Origin of the sequence: Rhodococcus sp. PML026 (genome assembly GCF_000963615.1) — a bacterium.
Lineage (GTDB): Bacteria > Actinomycetota > Actinomycetes > Mycobacteriales > Mycobacteriaceae > Rhodococcoides > Rhodococcoides fascians.
Genome location: NZ_KQ031370.1, coordinates 317,946 through 338,543, shown reverse-complemented (window position 1 = coordinate 338,543; position 20,598 = coordinate 317,946). Strand labels below are relative to the sequence as shown.

Sequence of the window (20,598 nt, the reverse complement as noted above, 5' to 3'; positions counted from 1 at the left end):
CCATGAGGCAAGCGTTCGGATTGCGAAGCGCCGAGTCAGTCGCGTCTGTGATGCAACCGGCGTCAGTCGACCAGAACCCGGCGGGCTGCGCAATAGAAGTCATCGACATTGAGCAATCTGCGCAATTTTCGGAATCGGCCTTTGCGGTTTCTGGTCGACCTGATCACCGCGGCCCGGCACCTCGGCGAGTCGCGGAATCGATGACAGCTTCGAATGCGTCGACGATCAGCGCGACCGACTCGTCCAGATCGAGATCCGCCGACTCGAAGAAGGCGTCGGCGGTTCGATCGAGAAAGCCTGTCCACCCCGAAATAGCAACAGCGACCAGCGGCGGCAACGGATCCGGGAGTTCGGCCAGGGCTGCGACCTGACGCTCGCCCTCGGCCCGAGCTTGCCGGAGGGCGCTCTCGACGCCTGCCTCACCGAATTCCTCCTCGCGCACCACCCGCAGGTAGAGCGCGCGGTGATCCCGCAGAAACTCGATGTGCCGTCGGACAAATCCTTCCAGCCGAGCTCGGACGGTCCGCTCCTCGGACTGAGGCCCCTGCGCGTCGGACAACTTGCCGAGAACGTCGGCCAGTGCGGCCTGCACCAGGCCCTGCTTGTCGGTGAAGTAGTAGAAGAGCAACCCGTGCGCCACACCCGCTCTGCGCGAGATCGCCGCCGCGCTGATGTCTGCGCTGGCACCTTCGGAGATCATCTCGATCGCGGCGTCGATCAACGCCTGACGGCGATCGCGACGTGGGCGGGCGCGCCGCGACTGCTCTGCATCGTCGACGTCGTTCGAAGGCACCGTCCGAGACTAATGCAGATCGAGGCGGCTTTTGCGTCGGCCCCTTGCGTTATGTGCAGATCCTCTGCAATATATGCAACCGAGCCGGAGTTGCCGCGCTCACCATCGAGGAGGTGCGATGATCACAGTGACCAGTGCCGCAGGCGGGATCGGACGGTTGCTCGTCCGGCAGCTAACTGCGCAGAAGATGCCCGTCCGCGCTGTCGTGAAGAACGACAGCCAGGCTGCGACCACCCGTCGAGACGGGGCAACCGAGATCGTCGTGGGCGATCTGCGGTCGCCCGACACGCTCGATAGAGCCCTGGCCGGGGCCGACGCGCTCTATCACGCGGCTCCGACCCAGGTCATCGACGAAAGACCGATCATCGAGCACCTGATCGCGACGACGCCGGCAACTGGGTTGCAGCACATCGTGTTTCACTCCGTCATCCATCCAGACCTGCATCAGCTGACACACCATCACCAGAAGGACATCGCCGAGGGTCTGCTCCGCGACAGCGGAATCCCCACCACGGCGCTCAGGCCGTCGCACTACATGCAGAACTACCTGGAAGTGTGGGAGTTCCTGCAGGCAGGCGTCATGCCGTACCCGGTGTCGCCGGACAGCGTCATGGGGGTCGTCGATCTCGCCGACGTCGCCGAGGCCGCGGCGAACGTACTGATCGACCCGCCGCCGCACACCGGCCGCACCTACGACCTGTCCACGGTCGAACTCACCCGACACCAGATGGCCGAGATCTGGTCGCGCGTGCTGGGGCATCCGGTTACCGCAATCCGAATCCCGCCCTCGTCGCTGACCAACTCGCTCGATGTACTACCCGCACTCCCCACTGTCATCGGTCACGCTGTGCGATCGACGAAACTGAATGCGCTCGGGCACCTCGTTCGCGGCGCGCAGGCCGCTTCGAACCCCCGCGACATGAAGAATTGGCCGGAAGACGCACGTCAGGCGTACCGCACGATGATGACCCATTACGACGGCCATGGCCTACCCGCAGGTGACCTGACGGTTCTTCCGACCCTGCTCGGACGACCACCCACCTCGTACGAGGAGTTCGCCCGGCGCTCGGCCGCCGAGCTCGGGCGCTCGGACCGATGAGCCGCACAGCTGGTCGATACAGTCCGGGCCGCTCGCTGGTCACCGGCGCGAGTTCCGGAATAGGCGCCGAATTCGCGCGCGTGCTGGCCGCCCGCGGCTCCGATCTGGTGCTCGTCGCCCGACGGGAAGATCGTCTGACAGCGCTGGCAGACGAGCTCGAATCGACCTACGGTGTGCGCTGCCGAACAGTGCCCTGGGACTTGTCGGAGGAGGCCAGTGGTCGGCGGCTCCGCGCCATCGTTCCCGAGCGCATCGACCTCATCGTCAACAACGCAGGATTTGCGGTCCAGGGACCGTTCGTCGACGGCGACGCCGACGATTTCGAGCGGCTCGTCGCCGTCGACATCCGCGCGGTCGTGGACATCTGCTCGGCGTTCCTGCCGGACATGATCGCCCGCACAGCAGGCACCATCGTCAATGTGGCCAGCACGACGGCATTCCAACCTGTCCCGACTCTTGCCGTGTATGCGGCCGCCAAAGCCTTCGTGCTGAGCTTCAGCCAGTCGCTGTGGTACGAAGCAGCGCAACACGGAGTCAGAGTGTTCGCACTCAACCCCGGACCCACCCACACCGAATTCTTCGACGTCATAGGCGATTCGGCCACAGCCACCGGTACCTACCAGACACCGACCGACGTCGTCGCCACCGCCATGAAGGCACTAGACGCCAAACGGTCACGGCCACATGTTATTTCGGGTCGCCGCAATGCTCTGCAGGCGGCGACGGCGGGTATCGTCCCCGCACGAGTTCTACTCCCGGCCCTCGCACGAATGCTGCACTAGACTGTCACGATCATGGCCAGGGTCTCGAGATTCACACTCGCCGATCGCCGAGAGGCGGTGGCACGGGCATTCGGGGGTTCCGAAAGCCCGACAGCCGTGGCCACGGACTTGGGCATCCACACCACCACGCTGTACCGCTGGGCCGGGTCGTCGACCACTGACGAACCCGGGCCCGCACCGACACGCCTCATCGAGGCCACCCAGGAGCTGCTTCGGCACGCCGACTATGCAGACATCACGATCGAAAGTGTCGCTGCGCAATGCGGTCTGGCCCCCAGAACTGCTTTCCACCACTTCCCCAACAAACGCCAACTCTTTCAAGCCGCCGTCGACGACGCCGCCACCGTTCTGATCGAACGCATCCGTGAACGGTCTGCGGACGCCGGCTGGCCGAGCACCCCACTCGAGCAGCTGCAGACATTTCTGCGAATAGCTGCCGAGAGCATCTACGAGACACCGCGCACGCACGTGCTGTTCCGCAATCTCGGAGTCCCGAAATCCGAAGGCACAGCCGAGCGATGGCACGACAGCTTCGTCGATGCCATCACCGAACTACTCCGCGCCGCTGCCGAAGCAGGGCAGATCGACAACGCCACGGACCTCCCTGCCTCAGCCCGACTGCTCACCGGTGCCATGCGCGGCATCCACACCGCAGTGTTCGACGGTGCCGACGCCGACACGGCTCTGGCCCTCGTCGGCCGCGTTCACCTTCTGATCCCGCCTGCCTGATTCCCGGACGTCTTCTCACCTACGGCATCGCTCGACGCTCGCAATCTACTGACTGTCAGTCAAATTATTGACTGACAGTCAAACTGCACTTAATCTGGATCACACTCCGATCGCGACGAAAGGTCGATTCATGAGCGCAACGCACGATGCACCGACGATCGAGACGCAACGGGTCGCGCCCGACTACATCGCGCATTGGGTCGTCAAATCTGCGCAAACCGAGGAGATGGTGCGCTGGTACGGCACCGTGTTCGGGGCCGAGATCGCCTACCAGGACGACGAGATCACGTTCTTGACCTGGGACGACGAGTCGCATCGACTCGCAATCATCGCCGTACCCAAGCCGGTGAAGTTCCTGTTCCCCTTCGCCAAGCTGCGGCGCAAGGCCTACGGCATCGATCACATCGCCCTGACGTTCCGATCGCTGGAACGACTGCTGGAGAACTACGTGCGGCTCAAGCGCCAGGGCATCCTCCCGGTGTGGTCCATCAACCACGGACCCACGATCTCGCTGTACTACGAGGACCCCGACGGCATTCGGCTCGAGTTCCAAGTGGAGAACTTCGACCCCGACCACACCGCTGCCTTCTTCTTCACCGAGGAATTCGCGCGCAATCCCATCGGCGTCAACATCGACCCCGACTACCTCCTCAGCCGACTCCGCAACGGAGCGACCCACGAGGAACTGCGGCAGCGTGAGGCCGGAACCAGGCCCGGCCGGCCGGTGATCGCCAACAAGAAGACCATCACACCGAAAACTTTGTGACCGATTGCTAGGGGGGGATCGAAAGCTATGCCCATCAACATCATTCGGACCACGGACGGCTGGTGGCGTCTCGACGGCGACCAGGCCGTCAAGATCGACACCGCTGCGCAGACCACCCGTGAGCTACTGGCCGACCGGTCGGCTATCGACGCCGCGTCGGGGGTCGGGACGAACGTCGCCGAGCTCCGGCTCGTCTCGCCCATCACCGCACCCTGCCGAGTGGTGGCGCAGTTGCTGAACTACCGATCCCATGCGATCGACGCCGGTTCGGACCCGAAAACCCTGCAGCCGACGTTCTTTCGCAAGTCGTCCGCGTCGATCAGTGGCCCGAACGATCCCATTCGGCAGCCACCGGAGGTAGCTCTGCTCGACTACGAAATCGAGCTGGGCGTGGTGGTCGGTGCCGATATCCCCATCGGGACAACCGTCACCGACGACAACCTCGCGTCCTACGTGGCCGGATTCGTCGTGGCCAACGACGTGTCGGCTCGAGAGATCCAGTTGACGAAAGTGCAGGTGTACGAGAGCAAGTCGTATCCCACCTTCACTCCACTGGGCCCTCGGCTGGTGCTGCTCGACAACGACGAGCTGCGACGACTGCCCGAGCTACGCATGACACTGGCGGTCAACGGGGAAATCCGTCAGGACCAGACCATCGGCGACGACCTCATCACGCCGCCCGCCGAGGCCTTCACCAGACTGGCCCGTTTTCAGAACATGACCGCAGGCGACGTCATGTTGACCGGAACTCCGATCGGCACGGCAATCTCCGCGCCGCCCAAAGCGATCCAGAAGATCGGTGAACTCATCCCGCCTGCGCTGAAGTGGAAGTTCTTCTTCGCACGCCAATCCAAAAACCCGAAGTACCTCTCGGTCGACGACGTCGTCACTGCCACCATCCGCACTCCGGACGGGTCGATCGACCTGGGGACCCAGGAAACCGTCGTCCGATGAGCACTCCCGTCGTCATCATCGGTGCCGGCCCGGCGGGTACCACTGCAGCGCTTCTGCTGGCACGCAGGGGTATTCGAACGGTATTGCTGGAGCGTCGAACCAGTCCCTTGTTCCATCCGGCGGCTCACGTCATCAATGCTCGGACGCTGGAGATCTGGAACGAGTACAGCCCCGAACTGGCCAAGTCCATAGCGGCGATGTCGCCTCCGCACGAACAGGTCAATCTGATCAGCTGGTACGGCGACCTGGCCGGTGACGCCATCGGGTCGATCGATCTGCTGTCCGATCCCGAACGCAAAGCCATCGTGGAAAGCCAGAGCCCGTACATGGTGTCGCACATCGGCCAGCACATTCTGATGCCCGTGCTGTGGGACGCCGTGGACGCCGAACCGCTGATCGAATTTCGCCGCGGAGTCTCCGTCGAATCGGTCGAATCGAACTCCGGTGACGCGCGCATCGCCTTCCGCACCCTCACGGGTGACGCCGCCGAGGTACATGCGCCGTATGTCCTCGCCTGCGACGGTGCCAACAGCGCGACCCGCGACGCGGCCGGGATATCGCTGACCGGACCGGTACTCGCCAACATGGGCAGTGCGTTCTTCACGTCGACAACACTGTTTCCCGACGACGCGCGTCCGCTGTTGAGTTGGATCTACACCCCGGACCTGTGCGGAGTGCTCATCTCGCACGCCGACCACCGCTACATCCTGATGACGGCCTATCTGCACCCGGCGCAGGAGATCGCCAGGAACGGCCGCCGATTCTGGGAGAAGACGCTACCGAAGGCGTTGGGTACGAACGACTTCACGCTCGAGTCGACGGGCACGTGGGTGATGACGTCACAGACGGCCGACACCTTTCGCCACGATCGGCTGCTGTTGCTGGGCGATGCCGCTCACCGCTTCCCGCATACCGGCGGCTTCGGGCTCAATTCGGGAGTGCAGGATGCCCACAACCTCGCGTGGAAGCTCGATGCCGTGCTCTCTGGTGCGGCAGGCCCGGAGCTGCTGGACACCTACGACACCGAGCGTCGGCCCGTGGTGGAGAAATTCGCCGAACAGAGTGTGGCCAACCACTTCCGCATGGACGACATCGGCAAGCGCGTTGGGATCACCAACGCCATGCTGGCCAAGGCAACTCAGGCGGTGGGGCGGGCACCACTGAACAAGATTCCGGGCAGACTGATCGCGCCCATCGCGGCTGCAGCAACCCGCAAGCAGATGAGTCGGTCACGAAGCCTGCGCCCGGACGTCCCCGGGTCGGCGGAACTGCGTGCCGGAATTGCCGCGGCGATTCCACTGCAGTTGGAGCATTTCGTCTCCACCGGCCTGCAATTCGGCTACCTCTACGACAGTCCGCTGATCGCCCAGGACGCGTCGACGAAGCCCGTGGAAGATGTTGTCGATTACGTGCCCACCACGTACCCCGGTGCGCGATTGCCGCATGCGCTCGTCTCGGTCGACGGGCAACTCGTCTCGCCGCACGACGTGTTGGACCCGAACATGTTGACGCTGTTCACGTTCGATGGTTCTGCGTGGGAGCCGGTGGTGGAGAGTATGCATGATGCACGCCCGGGTATGTCGCTCGTCGTGCTGGACGCACCCGTCGGCGTCGATCGCAACGAACTGATATCGCTGTACGAGGTAGGTGAGACCGGAGCGGTCCTCGTCCGACCCGACGGTCACGTCGCCTGGCGTACCAACGATTCGGGGAGTTCGCTGTCCGACTTCCTCGAAACGCAGTGGCGGAGGTACTACGCCGCCTGACGGACCGTCGACCGCCGTGATCGGAGCCTGATTCCCACCGTCACGACGGCGACGATCGCTGCGGCACATACAGCCGTCCATCCGACCGTGGCGTTCGCCAGCTCGCCGCCGAGACGCCCCTGTGCCAGCCATCCCAGTCCCCACACGATGGCGAGCATCGGAGCGATCGCTCCGTTCGAGTAGCGCGCCAGAGTCACCCCGACCAGTGCTGCGACGGCCAGTACGACGACTGCCCAGACCGTCGCGCCACCGGTGACTCCGAGATCGACCAACCACGCCGAGATGTTGGCGATGGTGGCCACGCACACCCACCCGAGGTAGAGACCCATCGTGCCGTCGGTGATCACCGCGTCGGCCACGGATTCCGGGCGTTGCTGTTGCAGGAGTACGAACACGCGCACGAGAGCAACCAACAACGCGACGATGACCACCACGCTGAGCCACACCTGCCCGAACTGAATCGCGAGAATCCACGCCGGATTGAGCAACATCGACGCGATGACCGGTGCCCGCAAGGCGTCGTGACGTGCAGTTCGACCGGGTAGGAACTGCCAGACGGCATAGACAACGAGACCGGTGTAGATCACCGACCAGATCGAGAACGCGGGACTAGCGGGAGCCACCAGCGTCGACGTCGCACCGAGCGCCCCGCCGGCCGCCTCGGCAATGGGCGTCCCTACCCACGCGCCGGAGCCGAGAAACGACACCACAACCGCTACGACCGCACTGACAACGACGCCAATCCTCATGGCTGCGATAGTCCCCGAAAATCAGAAGCGACAAACCCTGAACTGCGATGCCGCTACGTTGTGCTGATGACATGGCGATGGACGGTGGGACTGATGCTCGTCGCCATCACCGCAGTCACCTGTGCGTCGCCGGCGTCGCTGAGTCCCCACCGAATCGTCGCCGTAATCGGATCTGCAGAGGCATTTCGGTGCGACCGAGGGCCCCAGATAGACGAGCCGCGGCCGAGATCCCCTCGGCCCACACCTGGGACGGTGCCTGACGATTTCGTTCCAGTAGCCGCGATCGTCTGCGACCAAATCGACGAGGGGGTCGCCCCCGACACCGTGCCGTACCGCGAGCACAGATACGAAGGCGACCTCACGGAGGTGATCCGCCTACTCAACGCGCCGTCCGAAAGCATGCTGATCCGCGGTTATTGCCCGACATACAGCGTCGTCGAGCCACCACAGATATGGCTAGTCGACAACCGAGGGCGCGCAATGGAACCGACTCTCCCTACTGGCGAATGCGGGCTGCCGAATCACAGCGCCATCGCCGAAATTCGGACACTCGATATGGTTACCGAATTCGAGCACGACGTATCGGTGATCGGCTACGACCGGCAACGAGTCTCGAGCTGCTCCCCCCACTACTCCGAGATTCTCCTCGGCAGTGAGCGCGCAGCGGGTCTGACCATCGGCTACATGTACTGCTTGTTCTCCGGCGCCGAATTCACCGGAGTCACCGGCGAGACCGGGATATCGATCGAGGACTTGCCGCCCGCCGGACCCTGCTCGATGTCCGCGACACGGACGGCGGTGACGACGTATGTTGCTGACCGGCCGTCGAACATTCGTAATTTCACCATCGAACTCGACGGATGCCGTCGCGTCATTCCCGACGGATATGCGCCGCTGCAGGCGACCGAGGAGTTGTTGGCTGCGTTCTGGTAGACACGCGACATGCCCGCATCCATTGCCCTGTCGTCTCGTCGAGTCTTCGCAGCTGCGTGCGGGCTCACGCTGTTGACGGCCGTCGGATGCAGTTCGCCGCCCGCTGTGCCCGACTCGCCCGCGCCCGCAACGACGTCCGCAGCACAGTCGGGGTACGAGCTCACGGGCACTGCGGGGACGCTGCTCGAATCGGAGGATTTCGGGTCCCGGTCGGCCACACTCACTGCGACGGGCGCGACCGTCTATCGCTTCGTGTACGAGTCGACATCCGGTGTCGATGATTCTGCGACTGCGGTCTCCGGTGTCGCCGCTGTTCCGCCCGGTACACCTCCGGCAGGTGGATGGCCGATCGTCGTCTACGGCCACGGCACCACCGGCGTACAAGCCGACTGCGGACCGTCCCTCTACCCCGACCTACTCGGATTGGACTCCACGGTCGAGGCTTTCACCGAACTCGGCTACGTCACGGTGTTGCCCGACTACCAAGGACTCGGCAGCGGAGACGGCACCCACCCGTACCTGGAGCCGCGCACTGCGGGGCACAACATGATCGACGCGGCTCGCGCCGTCCACGACGCCCTGCCCGAGACCTCTGCTCGGTGGGCGGCCGTCGGACTGTCGCAGGGCGGGCAAGCCGCCTGGGCTGCAAACGAATTGAACTCCAGCTATGGGCAAGGGCTGGAACTGATCGCCTCGGTCTCATTGTCCCCGCCCACGGATCTGACACCGCTGGCGCGTGCCACCAGGGACGGCACCCTGACCACACCGCAGAAAGGGCTGCTGCCATACCTGCTCTACGGGGCGCAACAGGTCGATCCCACCCTCGACCCTCGGGACTACAGCGGCACGGTGGCCCAGACCAACGCAGAACTGCTACTCGCGTGCCAGGGCACGAACACCGCAACCAAGGAGCGCGCGGTCAGCGAGATGGCACCGACGGAGTTCGCACCGAGATCCCCCGAGGCAGAACAGAAGCTGTTCGATCTGATCGGCCGCTACACCCTCCCGCAGGTACGAACCACCGTGCCGATGTTCGTCGCCTACGGTGCGCGCGACGACATCGTGCTACCGCAGTGGACGGCCGACGCCGTCCGCGCAGCGTGTGCGCTCGGCGATCGGGTTGTCGCTCAGGAACAAACAGAGCAGGGACACAATGTGAGCGTCGACGCGGCCGTGCAATTCCTCGTCGCCGAATTCGCCGGTGCATCGGTTCCCAGCACGTGCTGACCAACGAAAGGATTCTTCGGTGAGCGAGAGGATCGCACGCTACACCCATGACGGACTCGAGTTCGACGTCCTCGACCAGGGACCTCTGGACGGACCGATTGTGTTGCTGCTGCACGGCTTTCCCGAACGAGCCGCGTCGTGGTCCGCCGTGATGGACCAGCTGAACGAGGCGGGGTTCCGAACAATCGCGCCCGATCAGCGCGGGTACTCGCCGGGTGCCCGACCCAAACGCCGACGCGACTATCGCGTCGGTGCGCTCGTCAACGACGTCGTGGCCCTCATCGACGAAATCGGTGCCCCGGTGCATGTGGTCGGCCACGACTGGGGAGCGATGATCGCGTGGGTCACCGCAGGCCGACGCCCCGATCTGGTGTCGTCGCTGACGGCATTCTCCGTCCCGCATCCCGGGTCGTTCATGACGGCTCTGCTCACCTCACGACAAATTCTGCACTCCTGGTACTTCGCATTCTTCCAACTGCCGGTGCTCCCCGAGAAATGGATGACACAGCCTGGCCAGAGGGCCGAAAAGTGGTATGAGAAAAGCGGTATGAATGCGGACGACCTGGAGCGCACGCGCACGGACATCGTCGAATACGGCGCACTTCCCTTCGCTGTCACCTGGTATCGCGGACTGCCGTTCTCGAACCCGGGCATCGGTCGACTGCGAATCACGGTCCCGACGTCGATGGTGTGGAGTGACGGCGACACCTTCATCGGCCGCTCGGCCGTCGAACGCGCACAGCAGTACGTCGATGCCCGCTACACCCTGACCGTCCTTGCCGGAGTGACACATTGGATCCCGACTCAGGCACCGACCGAGGCCGCGCAGGCAATCATCGCCAACGCGTCGTAAGTGCCCTGCGGCCACGGGCATACTGGAGTCATGGATTCCGTCGGACTTCTCACCGAACTGGTCACCCAGCCCACTGTGTCGGGTGATCCCCGCCCTCAGCGCTCCTCGATGGACGCGATCGTGTCCGTCCTCAGGGCTCGCGTCGGTGACCTTGCCATCGACGGCGATCCGGATGGTCCCCACCCGTGGCTGTTGATCACCAATACCTCCCCACCGACGGCGACGCGGTTGATGTTCGCGTGCCACGTGGACACCGTTCCGGCGGGTGATCTGTCGAATTGGCAGTTCGATCCCTTCGCCGCGGATATCGAACACGGTGTACTCCGTGGCCGCGGCACCTCGGACATGAAGGCCGGGCTTGTTGCCGCCACCGCTGCCGTGATGGACGCCTTCGACAACGGGGTTCCTGCCGCCCTGTTGCTCACCAGCGACGAAGAGATCGGGTCACTCGGTGCGCGTGCCGCCCGCCACGCCGTCGCCGACTGCGCCGTGGGAGCGGTCGTGGTGCCCGAGGCGACAGGGAACCAAGTACACCTGGGGCATCGAGGAGCACTGTGGGTCGATGTGACCACCAAAGGCATTGCAGCACATGGCAGCACTCCACAACGGGGCGAGAGCGCCATCATGAAGCTGGTCGACGTCTTGGCCCGGGCACGCACCGAACTCCCGCTGTCTACGGATCAGTTCCTGGGCGCGGAAACGTTCAACGTGGGATTGATCGACGGCGGCTCAGCACCCAACATCGTTCCCGACACCGCACATGTCGTCGTCGACCATCGCACCGTCGGGGACGGCTCGGCACTGCTGTCCTGGTGGCGCGATCAACCCGAGGTCGATCACGCCGACGCTCGCATCGATCTGCCCGGAGTTCGCACACCGCAAGGCGACCGATGGGTGGATGGCCTTCCGCATACCGTTGCTACAGAACCGGTCACGTACTTCACCGACGCGTCCATCATCGCGGCTGCGGCTCCCGGTGCCCCTATCGTCGTGTGGGGTCCGGGGACGCCGGCCCTGATGCACGCCGCCGACGAAACCGTCACGCTCGACGAACTCGACGCGGCGATCGTCGCCTACACCGCGGCGACGCGTGCGTGGCCGACCGTCGACTGACGGACCACCAACTCCGGCTGCAACGCGATGTGCGCAGTGCCGGTGTGATCGCTGTTCATGGCCTGATCCAGCAGTCGAGTGGCCTCCGCAGCGATTCGTTCCTGCGGTTGCCGGATGGTGGTCAGCGGCGGATTGCTCAATGCAGAGAACGGAATGTCGTCGAACCCGGTGACCATCACATCGCCCGGGACCGACAATCCCAGAGCCTGGCAGCTCTGCAGCACCCCGAGGGCGATCAGGTCGTCCGCACCCACCACCGCATCGGGCCGCGTGGGAGAAGCGAGGATCGAGCGCGACGACTCACGCCCCCAGTCGATCGAATAATCACCCAACAACGTCCACTCGTCCCGCGTCCGAATCCCCACGCGCTCGGCATGGCGGAAGAAGCCCGCCCGCCGCAACTCCGTCGACGAATTGGTCAGCTCGGAACTGATGAATGCGGCACTCCGAACCCCCTGTGCAGCAAGGTGATCCATGATCAGACCCTGAGCGGCATCATCGTCGACGCCGACCCAATCGGTATGAGTATCGAGAGCGAAGCGGTCGAGCTGAACCACAGGGATCGCACGGGCCGACGCACGAACGGCCTCGGCGGAACGTTCTCCATGGCACGGGCTGATGATGATGCCGTCGACCTGACGCGAGACCAGACTACGTAGCCGTTGCGCCTCTACTTCAGGATCCGATCGCGAATCGCACAGGAACAGTTGCAGTCCACGCTGCGAGAGAACGTGTTCGACGTTGACGACGAGCGAGGTGAAGAACGGGTTGGCAATACTGGGCACCACCATCCCGACCGTGTCCGTGCGGTTGCGGCGCAGAGAGCTGGCGATGATGTTGCCCGAATAGCCGAGTTCGGCCGCCGCCTGCCGAATACTCGCGGCAACGTCGTCCGACACCGGACGTGACCCCGAGAGCGCCCGAGACACCGTGGCTGTCGAGACGCCCGCGCGCTCCGCGACGTCACGAATGGTTGCTTTGCGCATCCAACTCCTACTCTCGCGTGTGAACCGAGGCTAGCGAACCGCACGGTCGCTTGCGATGCTGTTTACACAGTAGAGGTAATCGTTTACATAAACGACTCAAGAATTCCTTGACACGCCCCGGTGTCGATCCCCTACGGTGCATACATACGAGGCAATCGATTACATCGCCTTGGTCGACGCCCACACCAGAGGAGCTCCTTACGTGAGTACGTCCCCGTCGGATCCGAACCCCTCAGCCGCGCTGGGGGTATTTCCGACCAAGCCGTCGGCGCTGGCCGAGATGTTCACCTCCGCACCCGCACTCATCGGCGCAATCCACCTGCCCGCATTACCGGGCAGCCCGCACTACAAGGGCCAGCCCGTCTCCGAGATCGCAGCCTTCGCCGTGGAGGAGGCGCACGCGTACATCGACAACGGATTCGATGGCGTCATCGTCGAAAATCATTGGGACATACCTTTCCTCAAGCCCGGAGAGCACGGATACGAAACAGCGGCCAGCATGGGTGTCGTCACCGCCTCCGTCGTCGGTGAGTTCGGCAGCAGAGTCGGAGTATCCATCCTGTCCAACGCGGGCGAATGCGGCGTGGCCGCAGCGTGGGCCGCCGGAGCAAGCTTCGTGCGGGTCAACCAGTGGGCAAACGCCTACATCGCCAACGAGGGATTCATCGAAGGCCAAGCAGCCAAGACCACCCGCTTTCGCCACCGCATCGGTGCCGACCCGGTCAAGATCTTCGCCGACGTTCACGTCAAGCACGGTGCCCACGCCATCGTTGCCGATCGCACCATCGCCGAACAGACCGAGGACGCAGAATTCTTCGACGCAGACGTCCTCATCGCCACCGGCTCGAGAACCGGTGACGCCGCCTCGGTCGACGAGGTGTCGGTCATCAAGAACAACACGGTCCTCCCCGTCATCATCGGATCGGGAATCACGGCGGCCAACGTCGCCGACCTGATGAACGGATGCGACGGTGCCATCATCGCTTCTTCGGTGAAGGAGAACGCACGCTGGTGGGGCCGTGTCTCCGGCGAGAAGGTTCGCGACGTGTCCCGCGCAGCCGGGAAGTAGACGATGATCGTATTTTTCGGCTACGCCAACAACGATGTGACGGTTCATGTTCCGCATGTTCCGGCCCTCGGAGAGAGGGTGCAGGCCACGACGGTCGAGTAGATCGACGGCGGCATGAATGCCAACGCCGCGGTGTCGGCAGCCCGCATGGGAGCCCGCGTCGCGTTCGCCGGCGCGGTGGGCCCGGACATTCGATCCTCCGAATTCCTCGCGGCCCTCGAACGCGACGGAGTCGACACCAGCTGGGCACCGCGCGACGCATTCCTTTCCACCGCAGTGGTTCTCATCGCCGACGGCGGGGACCGATCGATCATCAGCCAGGACGACGCCAACGACGCAGGCAGACTACGCACGGTCCTCGACAAGCTCTCGATCGACGGTGGACGCGTGTTCCTCGACGGCTACCGCGCATCGCTGCTCCCACCCACGCTCCCCGACAACGTCGGCCTCGCCATCGACCTCGACGGCTGCGACGACGTCGACGCCGCACTGCACGCATTCGCCCTTGCCGACCACGTCATCGTCGGACGCAGTCTGTGGCAGAACAGCTTCGGCATCCCAGCCGAACGGTGGCCGATACTGACCGCCGAGCACGACACCCACCTCGTCGTCACCGACGGCGAACGCGGGTGGACTCTGGTCACACCCTCGGGTGAGACCATCACAGAACCGGCAGTATCGGTCGACGTCATAGATGCCGTCGGAGCCGGAGACTGCTTCTGCGGCACCTACATCGCCTTCATCGACGCGGGCGAACCCCCTATCCACGCAGCCCGAATGGCGGGAATCTCGGCAGCACTCGCCTGCGCTACAGCCGGACCACGCGGATGCCCCACTCCAACCGAACTCGCCGACTTCACCTCCACCCTCGCCACTGTCGATCTCCAGGAGACCCGATGATCAAACGCGCACTCCCCCTCGTTCTCGGTGCCGCACTCGCGCTCACCCTCACCTCGTGCGATTCCGCATCCAGCAGCGACACCGCGGGCGGAACCGACGCAGCCGCGTCGAGCATCCCGGATCCGAGCCGCGTCGCCGATTCGTGCGACGGTAAGAACGGTGCCCTCAAGGTCGGTCTCGTCACCATCAACCTGCAGGCGCTGTTCTTCAATCAGATCAACAATGCTGCCCAGAAGATCGCGGACCAGACCGGCGTAGAGCTGCAGATCATCAGCGGTAACGACGACTCGGTCAGCCAGGCCAACGCTTTCGACAATCTCATCGCCTCGGGCGTCGACGCGATCATCGTCGATGCCATCGACACGGACGGCATCAAGCCGTCGATCGTCAAGGCCGATGCTGCGGGCATCCCGGTCGTCGCAGTCGACGCCACCGTCGACGATCCTGCCGTGGACACGCAGGTCGGCACCGCCAACGCCGAAGGCGGCGTTCAGATCGGCAACACTCTTACTGCGTTGGCGAACAACACCGGCACCGTGGGAATCGTCGGCGCACTCAACAGCACCATCCAGCTCGAACGTCAGAAGGGCTTCACCGATACCGTCTCGGCGGCCGGGATGACCGTCGGCACCGTGGTCGACGGCCGCAACATCCAGGAGAACGCGCAGACCGCAGCCGAGAACCTGCTCACCGGCAACCCGGACATGCAGTACGTGTACGCCACCGGGGAGCCTGCTCTGATCGGATTGGTCGCCGCAGTGAACAGCCAGAACGCGCAGGACCGAATTCAGGCCGTGGGCTGGGATCTGTCCGATCAGGCCGTCTCAGCTCTCAACGCAGGGTGGCTGAAAGGCGTCGTGCAGCAGAACACCTTCGAGTTCGGCTACGAGGCCATGAATGCCGCCATCGACCTCGGCTGCGGACGGACCGCACCCGCTGACATCCCGGTACCGACCCAGATCGTCACTCCGGAGAACGTCGGCGACTACATGTACTACCTGGAGAAGTAGCCCTATGGCACAACAAGACCTGACGGTCGCGCCACTGATCGAACTCTCGGGAATCACCAAATCGTACGGCCCGGTGAAATCGCTTCGCGGAGTCGACCTTCGACTCGCCCGCGGCGAAGTACTCGGCGTCGTCGGAGACAACGGCGCCGGCAAGTCGACGCTCATGAAAATCCTTGCCGGTGCCGTCCAACACGACGGTGGCGAGATGCGCGTCAACGGAGAACCCGTGCGCTTCTCGACACCGCTGGACGCACAACAGAAAAAAATCGGCATCGTCTACCAAGACCTCGCCCTGTGCGACACCTTGGACGTCGCAAGCAATCTGTTCCTCGGCCGCGAGCCACGCAAGGGGCCGTTCCTCGATCGCCACGGGATGCACGAACGTTCCGCCAAGATTCTGGCGGACCTACACGTGAAGGTGAAGTCGACCTACCAGGAGATCGGGCAACTCTCCGGTGGGCAACGCCAGACGGTAGCCATCGCACGCGCGGTCTCGTTTCGACCGGACGTGTTGATTCTGGACGAACCCACCGCCGCTCTTGCTGTGGCAGAGGTCGAATCGGTCCTCAAGCTCATCACCGACGTCGCAGCCCAAGGCGTCGGAGTCATCCTGGTGACGCACCGCCTACAGGACCTGTTCCGGGTCTGCGACCGCATCACCGTCATGTACGAGGGGCAGAGCGTCGACGATGTTCCGATCGGCGATCTGAACATCGAGTCGCTCGTCGGATTGATCACGCGCACGCCGGTTCCCCAGCGTTCACCCTCCTCGCCGGAAGGCCGCCCATGATCACCGTGGACAAGAAAGCCCAGCCGGACGTAGAGAAACTCGCGGCTCGCCCGACTCTGTGGCAGCAGACCAACAAACCCACCCTGGCCATGCTGGCGGTCACCGTCGCAGTGGCCCTGGTGTTCTCGGTGACGACGTCCTCGTTCTTGACCTTCACCAACATCTCGAATCTCGCGACGCAGATCGCACCGGTTCTCATCATCGCCGTCGCCATGACGTTCGTGATCACCACCGGTCAGATCGACCTGTCGGTCGGAGCAACGGTTGCCTTCGTCGCCGCGATGAGCGCCGAACTCATCCAAGCCGGCGTCGACTCCTCGGTGGTGTTCGTTGCGGCACCTCTGATGGGTGCCGCATGGGGCTTGGTCAACGGTTGGCTCGCCGCGTATCAGGGCATTCCGCCGTTCATCGTCACCCTGGCAACCCTGTCCATCATCCGCGGCATCGCGTTGTACAGGACCGAGGGCTTCTCGGTACCGATCACTCCCGGTACCGCCTTTGCGAAACTGGGTACGGCGTCGTGGCTGGGCTTTTCGGCAAGCGCATGGATTGCTCTGGCCGTAGTGATCGTCGGCGCTGTTGCGCTCAATCGCACACGATTCGGCCGCTACGTCACCGGAATCGGCTCGAACGTCGAATCCGTCCGACGCTCCGGCGTCAACACCCGTCGCGTGCTGATGATGACCCTGGTGTTCACCGGGCTCGCCGCGGGCATCGCGGGCCTATTGATCGCTGCACGACTCGGATCGGGATCGGCCAACTCCGCCAATGGTTTCGAGCTCACCGTCATCACCGCAGTGGTGTTGGGAGGCACCAACCTGTTCGGCGGCCGGGGAACGGTCATCGGCACCGTCATAGGTGCAGTGTTGACCGGCATCATCGCCAACGGCCTGACGCTACTCGGTGTGAGCCCGTTCCTGACACCGATCATCACCGGTGTTGTTCTGCTCGTCGCCATCTGGATCAACATGCGCGGGCACTCTCTGGCTTCGCTGTTCAAGCACCTGCAGAGCGCACCGGGTAAGCAATGATCGTCCAGACCGTCACCGGGCCGATCGACTCCAGCGAACTGGGACTGGTGCTACCGCACGAGCATCTGCACAACGACGCCTCGACCGCGTATTCCGAAGCTGCCGACCCGGCTCTGGCGCAGTTGCTGTCCGGTCCGGTATCGGCGGACCGCGCCTGGCTGCTGCACGACAACCCGTACCACAGCGCAGACAACTGCCGAGTGGACGACGCGGCGGCCGTACTCGACGACCTGAAAGTGTTCGCGGACAACGGCGGTACCACGGTCGTCGACCTCACGCCGCCGGGCATCGGGCGGCGACCCGAGATCCTCGAGCACTACTCACGCGAGTCCGGAGTACGCGTCGTCATGGGTTCGGGCTGGTATCTCGAACCCACGCACCCGCCCGAGGTCACCGCGCTCGGTATCGACAACCTCGCGGCCCGGCTCATCGCCGAATTCACCGGCGACGGGCCGCGGCCGGGGGTGATCGGTGAGATCGGCGTTTCGCCGTCCTTCACCGACGCCGAGGCCAAAGCGCTGAGAGCCGCCTGCATCGCCCAAAGAGAAACCTACGTCCCCTTGTTCGTCCATCTCCCGGGCTGGCAACGCAGAGGGCATCAAGTCCTCGACATCGTCGTGGACGAGATGGGTGTCGACCCGGCAGCTGTGGTGCTCTGCCACATGGACCCCTCGGGCGACGACCCCGACTATCAGTGCGCCCTCGCCGATCGCGGAGTCTTCCTCGAGTTCGACATGATCGGCATGCCCTTCGAGTTCGCAGGCGAGGGCCAGTCGCCGTCGCCCGCCGATACGGCGTTCGCGATCTGCGGCCTCGCCGGTGGCGGCTATCGATCCCAGTTGCTGCTCAGTCACGATCTGTTTCTCAAGTCGATGCTGCGCAAGTTCGGTGGCAACGGATTGGCCTACGTTCCAGTCTCTTTCGCAGCGCGGCTGGTCCGCAGCGGAATGGACGCACACCACGTCTCCTCGCTCATGCAGGACAACCCCAGGTCGCTCTTCGAGAGCGCCGGAAAAGGATAGAGAACCACCATGGGTAAGAAAGTTCTGATCGCCGGCGAAAGCTGGATGACCTCGTCCACCCACGTCAAAGGCGTCGACGAATTCACCGTCCATTCCTACGTCGAAGGGATCGGCCCCCTGCGCGACGCGCTCACCTCGCGCGGGCACGAAGTGGTTCACATGCCCGCGCACCTCGTTCCCACACAATTCCCCGGCACGGCCGAGGCCCTGTCCGAGTTCGACGTAATCGTGCTGTCCGATATCGGAGCCAATTCGATTCAGCTCGCGCCCAACGTGTTCGACCGTTTCCAGGCCGGCGACGACAGGCTTGCCGCACTGCGTGAGTGGGTGAGCAGCGGAGGAGGACTGATCATGATCGGCGGGTACCTGTCGTTCTCCGGTTTCCAAGCGCGCGCCGCGTATCGGCAGACTGTGCTCGCCGACGTATTGCCGGTAACACTGCTGGCCGAAGACGACCGAGTCGAGGCTCCCGGCGGAATGGTTCCCGATGTCGTCGACAGCACGCACGCCGCACTGGGTGCCAGCGGAACACAATGGCCCGCCTTGCTCGGTTACAACCGAGTGGTGCCGAAGGAGGGCGTTACCGTGCCCGCCACCATCAATGGAGATCCGCTCGTCGCGGTCGGCGAATACGGCTCGGGCCGATCTGCGGTCTTCACCTCCGATTGCTCGCCGCACTGGGCCCCGCCCGAGTTCTGCGAACAATGGCCCGGTTACACCGACCTGTTCGACGGCTTGATCACGTGGGTTGCCGGCGCGTGACACGCTCGCAGCAACTCGTCGAGCGTCAACAGCCCAACCTCGCTGCTGCTCAGCAAGTTCGGTTCATCGTGCAATCGACAGACGGATCACTCTCCGATGAGGACTTTCGAAGGTACCTGGTGATCGAGGAGGCGTTCGTACTCACTGCGGTCCGCATTCTGGGGCTGGTCGTCGCGGAGTCGACGTCATTGGACGACGCGTCGGATCATGTGATGTCGATGTCGAACCTCGTCGGAGAACAGCGAGCGTACTTCGCCGGTCTCCGCGAGAAGTTTCCGTTCGACGGCAATACCGAAGAGTTGGTCGCGAGTTCCTCGGCGCTGTCGGACTATGCCCTCGGACTCGCGCAGCGAGAAGGTAGAAGTGCCGCTCTGGTAGCGATGTTCGCCGCCGAGACCCTGTACCGATCGTGGTGCCGAACAGCGATGAAGTCCTCCGCCGAACGCGAACCGGCACTTCAAGAATGGATTGCCATGCACACCCGGTCGACCTTCGTCGCTCAGGTCGACGCACTGGCCCATGAAGTCGACCGCATGGACGCCGTGGACGACGAGACGCTCGACAGGTGGTTCGAGGGGATGCTGGCCGCCGAAAACGAATTTCACGACGCAGTGTGAGTGCCTGCGGCAGTGGTGCGGCTATGTGCCCTGGGCGGCGCTTTGCCGCACCACTGCGCGAAGCGCACTCAGCTCTTCTGCGGCTCGATGGTCTTCTGCGTGTTGTCGTGGGCGATCTCGATCTTGCGCGGCTTCGCCCGCTCCGCCAGCGGGATGGTGACCGTCAGGACGCCGTTGTCGTAGGAGGCCGAGATCTTCTCCGCGTCGACGCCGTCTCCCAGGGAGAGTTGCCGACGGTACGTTCCGGCGAACCGCTCCGACGAAAGCCACTGCACACCATCACTACTCGGAGCGGTGCGATGCGCCGTCAGAGTGAGGGTGCCGCGGTCGATGTCGACGTCGATGGAGCCGGGATCGACGCCGGGTAGGTCGGCGTTGAGTACGTAATGGTCGTCGAGCTTGTACAGATCCATCGGCATGAATCTGGGCGCACGGTCCGAACCACTGGTCGCGCCGAGCATGCCGGCAGCAATGGAGTCGAGGTCACGGAACGGATCGAAGCGAAGCACAGCAACCACCTCCTGTACGACGAAGCGTCCGCCCCTGTGGCGGGCCGCCCTTCACTGTGCAGAACCAAATTAGCACTCTCCACCGGAGAGTGCCAAGAGGTAGTTCAATTTTTTCTGTGTCCAATTGCGTTGCAGTGG

General features: G+C 64.0%; 22 protein-coding genes. 18 read left to right on the top strand and 4 right to left on the bottom strand.

Annotated features, from left to right (window positions below):
- Positions 1–163 precede the first annotated feature (163 nt).
- Entirely contained in the window at positions 164–793 is a 630-nt protein-coding gene (locus VF34_RS06105) for a TetR/AcrR family transcriptional regulator (protein WP_045841069.1), read from the bottom strand.
- A 118-nt stretch (positions 794–911) separates the two neighbouring features.
- On the opposite strand from VF34_RS06105, the gene VF34_RS06100 reads away from it, so the two are divergent.
- From VF34_RS06100 to VF34_RS06075, 6 genes are all read left to right on the top strand, one after another.
- The gene (locus tag VF34_RS06100) at positions 912–1,892 is read left to right on the top strand and encodes an SDR family oxidoreductase (RefSeq protein ID WP_032392140.1); all 981 of its coding nucleotides are present in this window, start codon (positions 912–914) and stop codon (positions 1,890–1,892) included.
- Complete coding sequence (locus VF34_RS06095) at positions 1,889–2,674, top strand: SDR family NAD(P)-dependent oxidoreductase (RefSeq protein WP_032392139.1); 786 nt, start codon at positions 1,889–1,891, stop codon at positions 2,672–2,674. The genes VF34_RS06100 and VF34_RS06095 overlap by 4 nt, the downstream gene beginning before the upstream one ends.
- Positions 2,675–2,686: 12 nt before the next feature.
- Positions 2,687–3,403 carry a TetR family transcriptional regulator gene (locus VF34_RS24265; RefSeq protein ID WP_052718605.1) on the top strand — a complete coding sequence of 239 codons (717 nt, stop codon included), beginning with the start codon at positions 2,687–2,689 and terminating at the stop codon, positions 3,401–3,403.
- Positions 3,404–3,533: 130 nt separating this feature from the next.
- Positions 3,534–4,169 (top strand): VOC family protein, encoded by a 636-nt coding sequence (locus VF34_RS06085; protein WP_045841068.1) that lies wholly within the window; start codon positions 3,534–3,536, stop codon positions 4,167–4,169.
- Positions 4,170–4,196: 27 nt separating this feature from the next.
- Positions 4,197–5,123, top strand: a complete 927-nt coding sequence (locus VF34_RS06080; RefSeq protein WP_045841067.1) for a fumarylacetoacetate hydrolase family protein — start codon at positions 4,197–4,199, stop codon at positions 5,121–5,123.
- Entirely contained in the window at positions 5,120–6,889 is a 1,770-nt protein-coding gene (locus VF34_RS06075) for an FAD-dependent monooxygenase (protein ID WP_045841066.1), read from the top strand. The genes VF34_RS06080 and VF34_RS06075 overlap by 4 nt, the downstream gene beginning before the upstream one ends.
- Here the strand turns inward: VF34_RS06075 and VF34_RS06070 are convergent.
- Positions 6,877–7,638, bottom strand: a complete 762-nt coding sequence (locus tag VF34_RS06070) for a tryptophan-rich sensory protein (protein WP_045841065.1) — start codon at positions 7,636–7,638, stop codon at positions 6,877–6,879. The two genes, VF34_RS06075 and VF34_RS06070, sit on opposite strands and share 13 nt — an antisense overlap.
- Positions 7,639–8,193: 555 nt before the next feature.
- On the opposite strand from VF34_RS06070, the gene VF34_RS24915 reads away from it, so the two are divergent.
- Genes VF34_RS24915 through VF34_RS06050 form a run of 4 tightly spaced genes read left to right on the top strand, consistent with a single transcriptional unit; the run spans position 8,194 to position 11,764 of the window.
- Complete coding sequence (locus tag VF34_RS24915) at positions 8,194–8,571, top strand: hypothetical protein (protein ID WP_156158499.1); 378 nt, start codon at positions 8,194–8,196, stop codon at positions 8,569–8,571.
- Positions 8,572–8,580: 9 nt separating this feature from the next.
- Positions 8,581–9,798, top strand: coding sequence for a lipase family protein (locus tag VF34_RS06060; RefSeq protein WP_045841064.1), 1,218 nt, complete (start codon positions 8,581–8,583; stop codon positions 9,796–9,798).
- Positions 9,799–9,817: 19 nt separating this feature from the next.
- Positions 9,818–10,651, top strand: coding sequence for an alpha/beta fold hydrolase (locus tag VF34_RS06055; RefSeq protein WP_045841063.1), 834 nt, complete (start codon positions 9,818–9,820; stop codon positions 10,649–10,651).
- Positions 10,652–10,681: 30 nt separating this feature from the next.
- Positions 10,682–11,764: a M20 family metallopeptidase gene (locus VF34_RS06050; RefSeq protein WP_045841062.1), complete on the top strand. Its 1,083-nt coding sequence runs from the start codon at positions 10,682–10,684 to the stop codon at positions 11,762–11,764.
- On the opposite strand, the gene VF34_RS06045 is transcribed toward VF34_RS06050, so the two are convergent.
- Complete coding sequence (locus VF34_RS06045; protein WP_027495434.1) at positions 11,725–12,750, bottom strand: LacI family DNA-binding transcriptional regulator; 1,026 nt, start codon at positions 12,748–12,750, stop codon at positions 11,725–11,727. The two genes, VF34_RS06050 and VF34_RS06045, sit on opposite strands and share 40 nt — an antisense overlap.
- A gap of 202 nt (positions 12,751–12,952) precedes the next feature.
- Here VF34_RS06045 and VF34_RS06040 point away from each other — a divergent pair, with 202 nt between their 5' ends.
- From VF34_RS06040 to VF34_RS06005, 8 genes are all read left to right on the top strand, one after another.
- A complete protein-coding gene (locus VF34_RS06040; protein ID WP_231578194.1) occupies positions 12,953–13,819 on the top strand; it encodes a BtpA/SgcQ family protein in 867 nt (288 codons plus the stop codon).
- 114 nt (positions 13,820–13,933) lie between these two features.
- Positions 13,934–14,719, top strand: coding sequence for a carbohydrate kinase family protein (locus tag VF34_RS06035; RefSeq protein ID WP_231578193.1), 786 nt, complete (start codon positions 13,934–13,936; stop codon positions 14,717–14,719).
- Positions 14,716–15,729 (top strand): substrate-binding domain-containing protein, encoded by a 1,014-nt coding sequence (locus VF34_RS06030; RefSeq protein WP_045841061.1) that lies wholly within the window; start codon positions 14,716–14,718, stop codon positions 15,727–15,729. Before VF34_RS06035 ends, VF34_RS06030 begins: the two co-directional genes overlap by 4 nt.
- A 4-nt stretch (positions 15,730–15,733) precedes the next feature.
- On the top strand, positions 15,734–16,519 hold the full coding sequence (locus VF34_RS06025; RefSeq protein WP_032392130.1) for an ATP-binding cassette domain-containing protein: 786 nt from the start codon (positions 15,734–15,736) through the stop codon (positions 16,517–16,519).
- Positions 16,516–17,550 (top strand): ABC transporter permease, encoded by a 1,035-nt coding sequence (locus VF34_RS06020; protein WP_045841060.1) that lies wholly within the window; start codon positions 16,516–16,518, stop codon positions 17,548–17,550. The genes VF34_RS06025 and VF34_RS06020 overlap by 4 nt, the downstream gene beginning before the upstream one ends.
- The gene (locus VF34_RS06015; RefSeq protein WP_032400449.1) at positions 17,547–18,572 is read left to right on the top strand and encodes a phosphotriesterase family protein; all 1,026 of its coding nucleotides are present in this window, start codon (positions 17,547–17,549) and stop codon (positions 18,570–18,572) included. The genes VF34_RS06020 and VF34_RS06015 overlap by 4 nt, the downstream gene beginning before the upstream one ends.
- A gap of 9 nt (positions 18,573–18,581) precedes the next feature.
- Entirely contained in the window at positions 18,582–19,334 is a 753-nt protein-coding gene (locus tag VF34_RS06010; protein WP_045841059.1) for a glutamine amidotransferase, read from the top strand.
- Positions 19,331–19,951 (top strand): TenA family protein, encoded by a 621-nt coding sequence (locus VF34_RS06005; RefSeq protein ID WP_045841058.1) that lies wholly within the window; start codon positions 19,331–19,333, stop codon positions 19,949–19,951. Before VF34_RS06010 ends, VF34_RS06005 begins: the two co-directional genes overlap by 4 nt.
- A 68-nt stretch (positions 19,952–20,019) precedes the next feature.
- Here the strand turns inward: VF34_RS06005 and VF34_RS06000 are convergent, their stop codons facing one another.
- Positions 20,020–20,460 (bottom strand): Hsp20/alpha crystallin family protein, encoded by a 441-nt coding sequence (locus VF34_RS06000; RefSeq protein ID WP_027495425.1) that lies wholly within the window; start codon positions 20,458–20,460, stop codon positions 20,020–20,022.
- Between the last annotated feature and the right edge of the window lie 138 nt (positions 20,461–20,598).

Excerpts from the sequence above, each read along its gene's own strand:
- VF34_RS06100 (WP_032392140.1), top strand. The coding sequence starts at position 912 with ATGATCACAGTGACCAGTGCCGCAGGCGGGATCGGACGGTTGCTCGTC.
- VF34_RS06095 (WP_032392139.1), top strand. The coding sequence starts at position 1,889 with ATGAGCCGCACAGCTGGTCGATACAGTCCGGGCCGCTCGCTGGTCACC.
- VF34_RS24265 (WP_052718605.1), top strand. The coding sequence starts at position 2,687 with ATGGCCAGGGTCTCGAGATTCACACTCGCCGATCGCCGAGAGGCGGTG.
- VF34_RS06085 (WP_045841068.1), top strand. The coding sequence starts at position 3,534 with ATGAGCGCAACGCACGATGCACCGACGATCGAGACGCAACGGGTCGCG.
- VF34_RS06080 (WP_045841067.1), top strand. The coding sequence starts at position 4,197 with ATGCCCATCAACATCATTCGGACCACGGACGGCTGGTGGCGTCTCGAC.
- VF34_RS06075 (WP_045841066.1), top strand. The coding sequence starts at position 5,120 with ATGAGCACTCCCGTCGTCATCATCGGTGCCGGCCCGGCGGGTACCACT.
- VF34_RS06070 (WP_045841065.1), bottom strand. The coding sequence starts at position 7,638 with ATGAGGATTGGCGTCGTTGTCAGTGCGGTCGTAGCGGTTGTGGTGTCG.
- VF34_RS24915 (WP_156158499.1), top strand. The coding sequence starts at position 8,194 with ATGGTTACCGAATTCGAGCACGACGTATCGGTGATCGGCTACGACCGG.
- VF34_RS06060 (WP_045841064.1), top strand. The coding sequence starts at position 8,581 with ATGCCCGCATCCATTGCCCTGTCGTCTCGTCGAGTCTTCGCAGCTGCG.
- VF34_RS06050 (WP_045841062.1), top strand. The coding sequence starts at position 10,682 with ATGGATTCCGTCGGACTTCTCACCGAACTGGTCACCCAGCCCACTGTG.
- VF34_RS06045 (WP_027495434.1), bottom strand. The coding sequence starts at position 12,750 with ATGCGCAAAGCAACCATTCGTGACGTCGCGGAGCGCGCGGGCGTCTCG.
- VF34_RS06035 (WP_231578193.1), top strand. The coding sequence starts at position 13,934 with ATGAATGCCAACGCCGCGGTGTCGGCAGCCCGCATGGGAGCCCGCGTC.
- VF34_RS06030 (WP_045841061.1), top strand. The coding sequence starts at position 14,716 with ATGATCAAACGCGCACTCCCCCTCGTTCTCGGTGCCGCACTCGCGCTC.
- VF34_RS06025 (WP_032392130.1), top strand. The coding sequence starts at position 15,734 with ATGGCACAACAAGACCTGACGGTCGCGCCACTGATCGAACTCTCGGGA.
- VF34_RS06020 (WP_045841060.1), top strand. The coding sequence starts at position 16,516 with ATGATCACCGTGGACAAGAAAGCCCAGCCGGACGTAGAGAAACTCGCG.
- VF34_RS06015 (WP_032400449.1), top strand. The coding sequence starts at position 17,547 with ATGATCGTCCAGACCGTCACCGGGCCGATCGACTCCAGCGAACTGGGA.
- VF34_RS06010 (WP_045841059.1), top strand. The coding sequence starts at position 18,582 with ATGGGTAAGAAAGTTCTGATCGCCGGCGAAAGCTGGATGACCTCGTCC.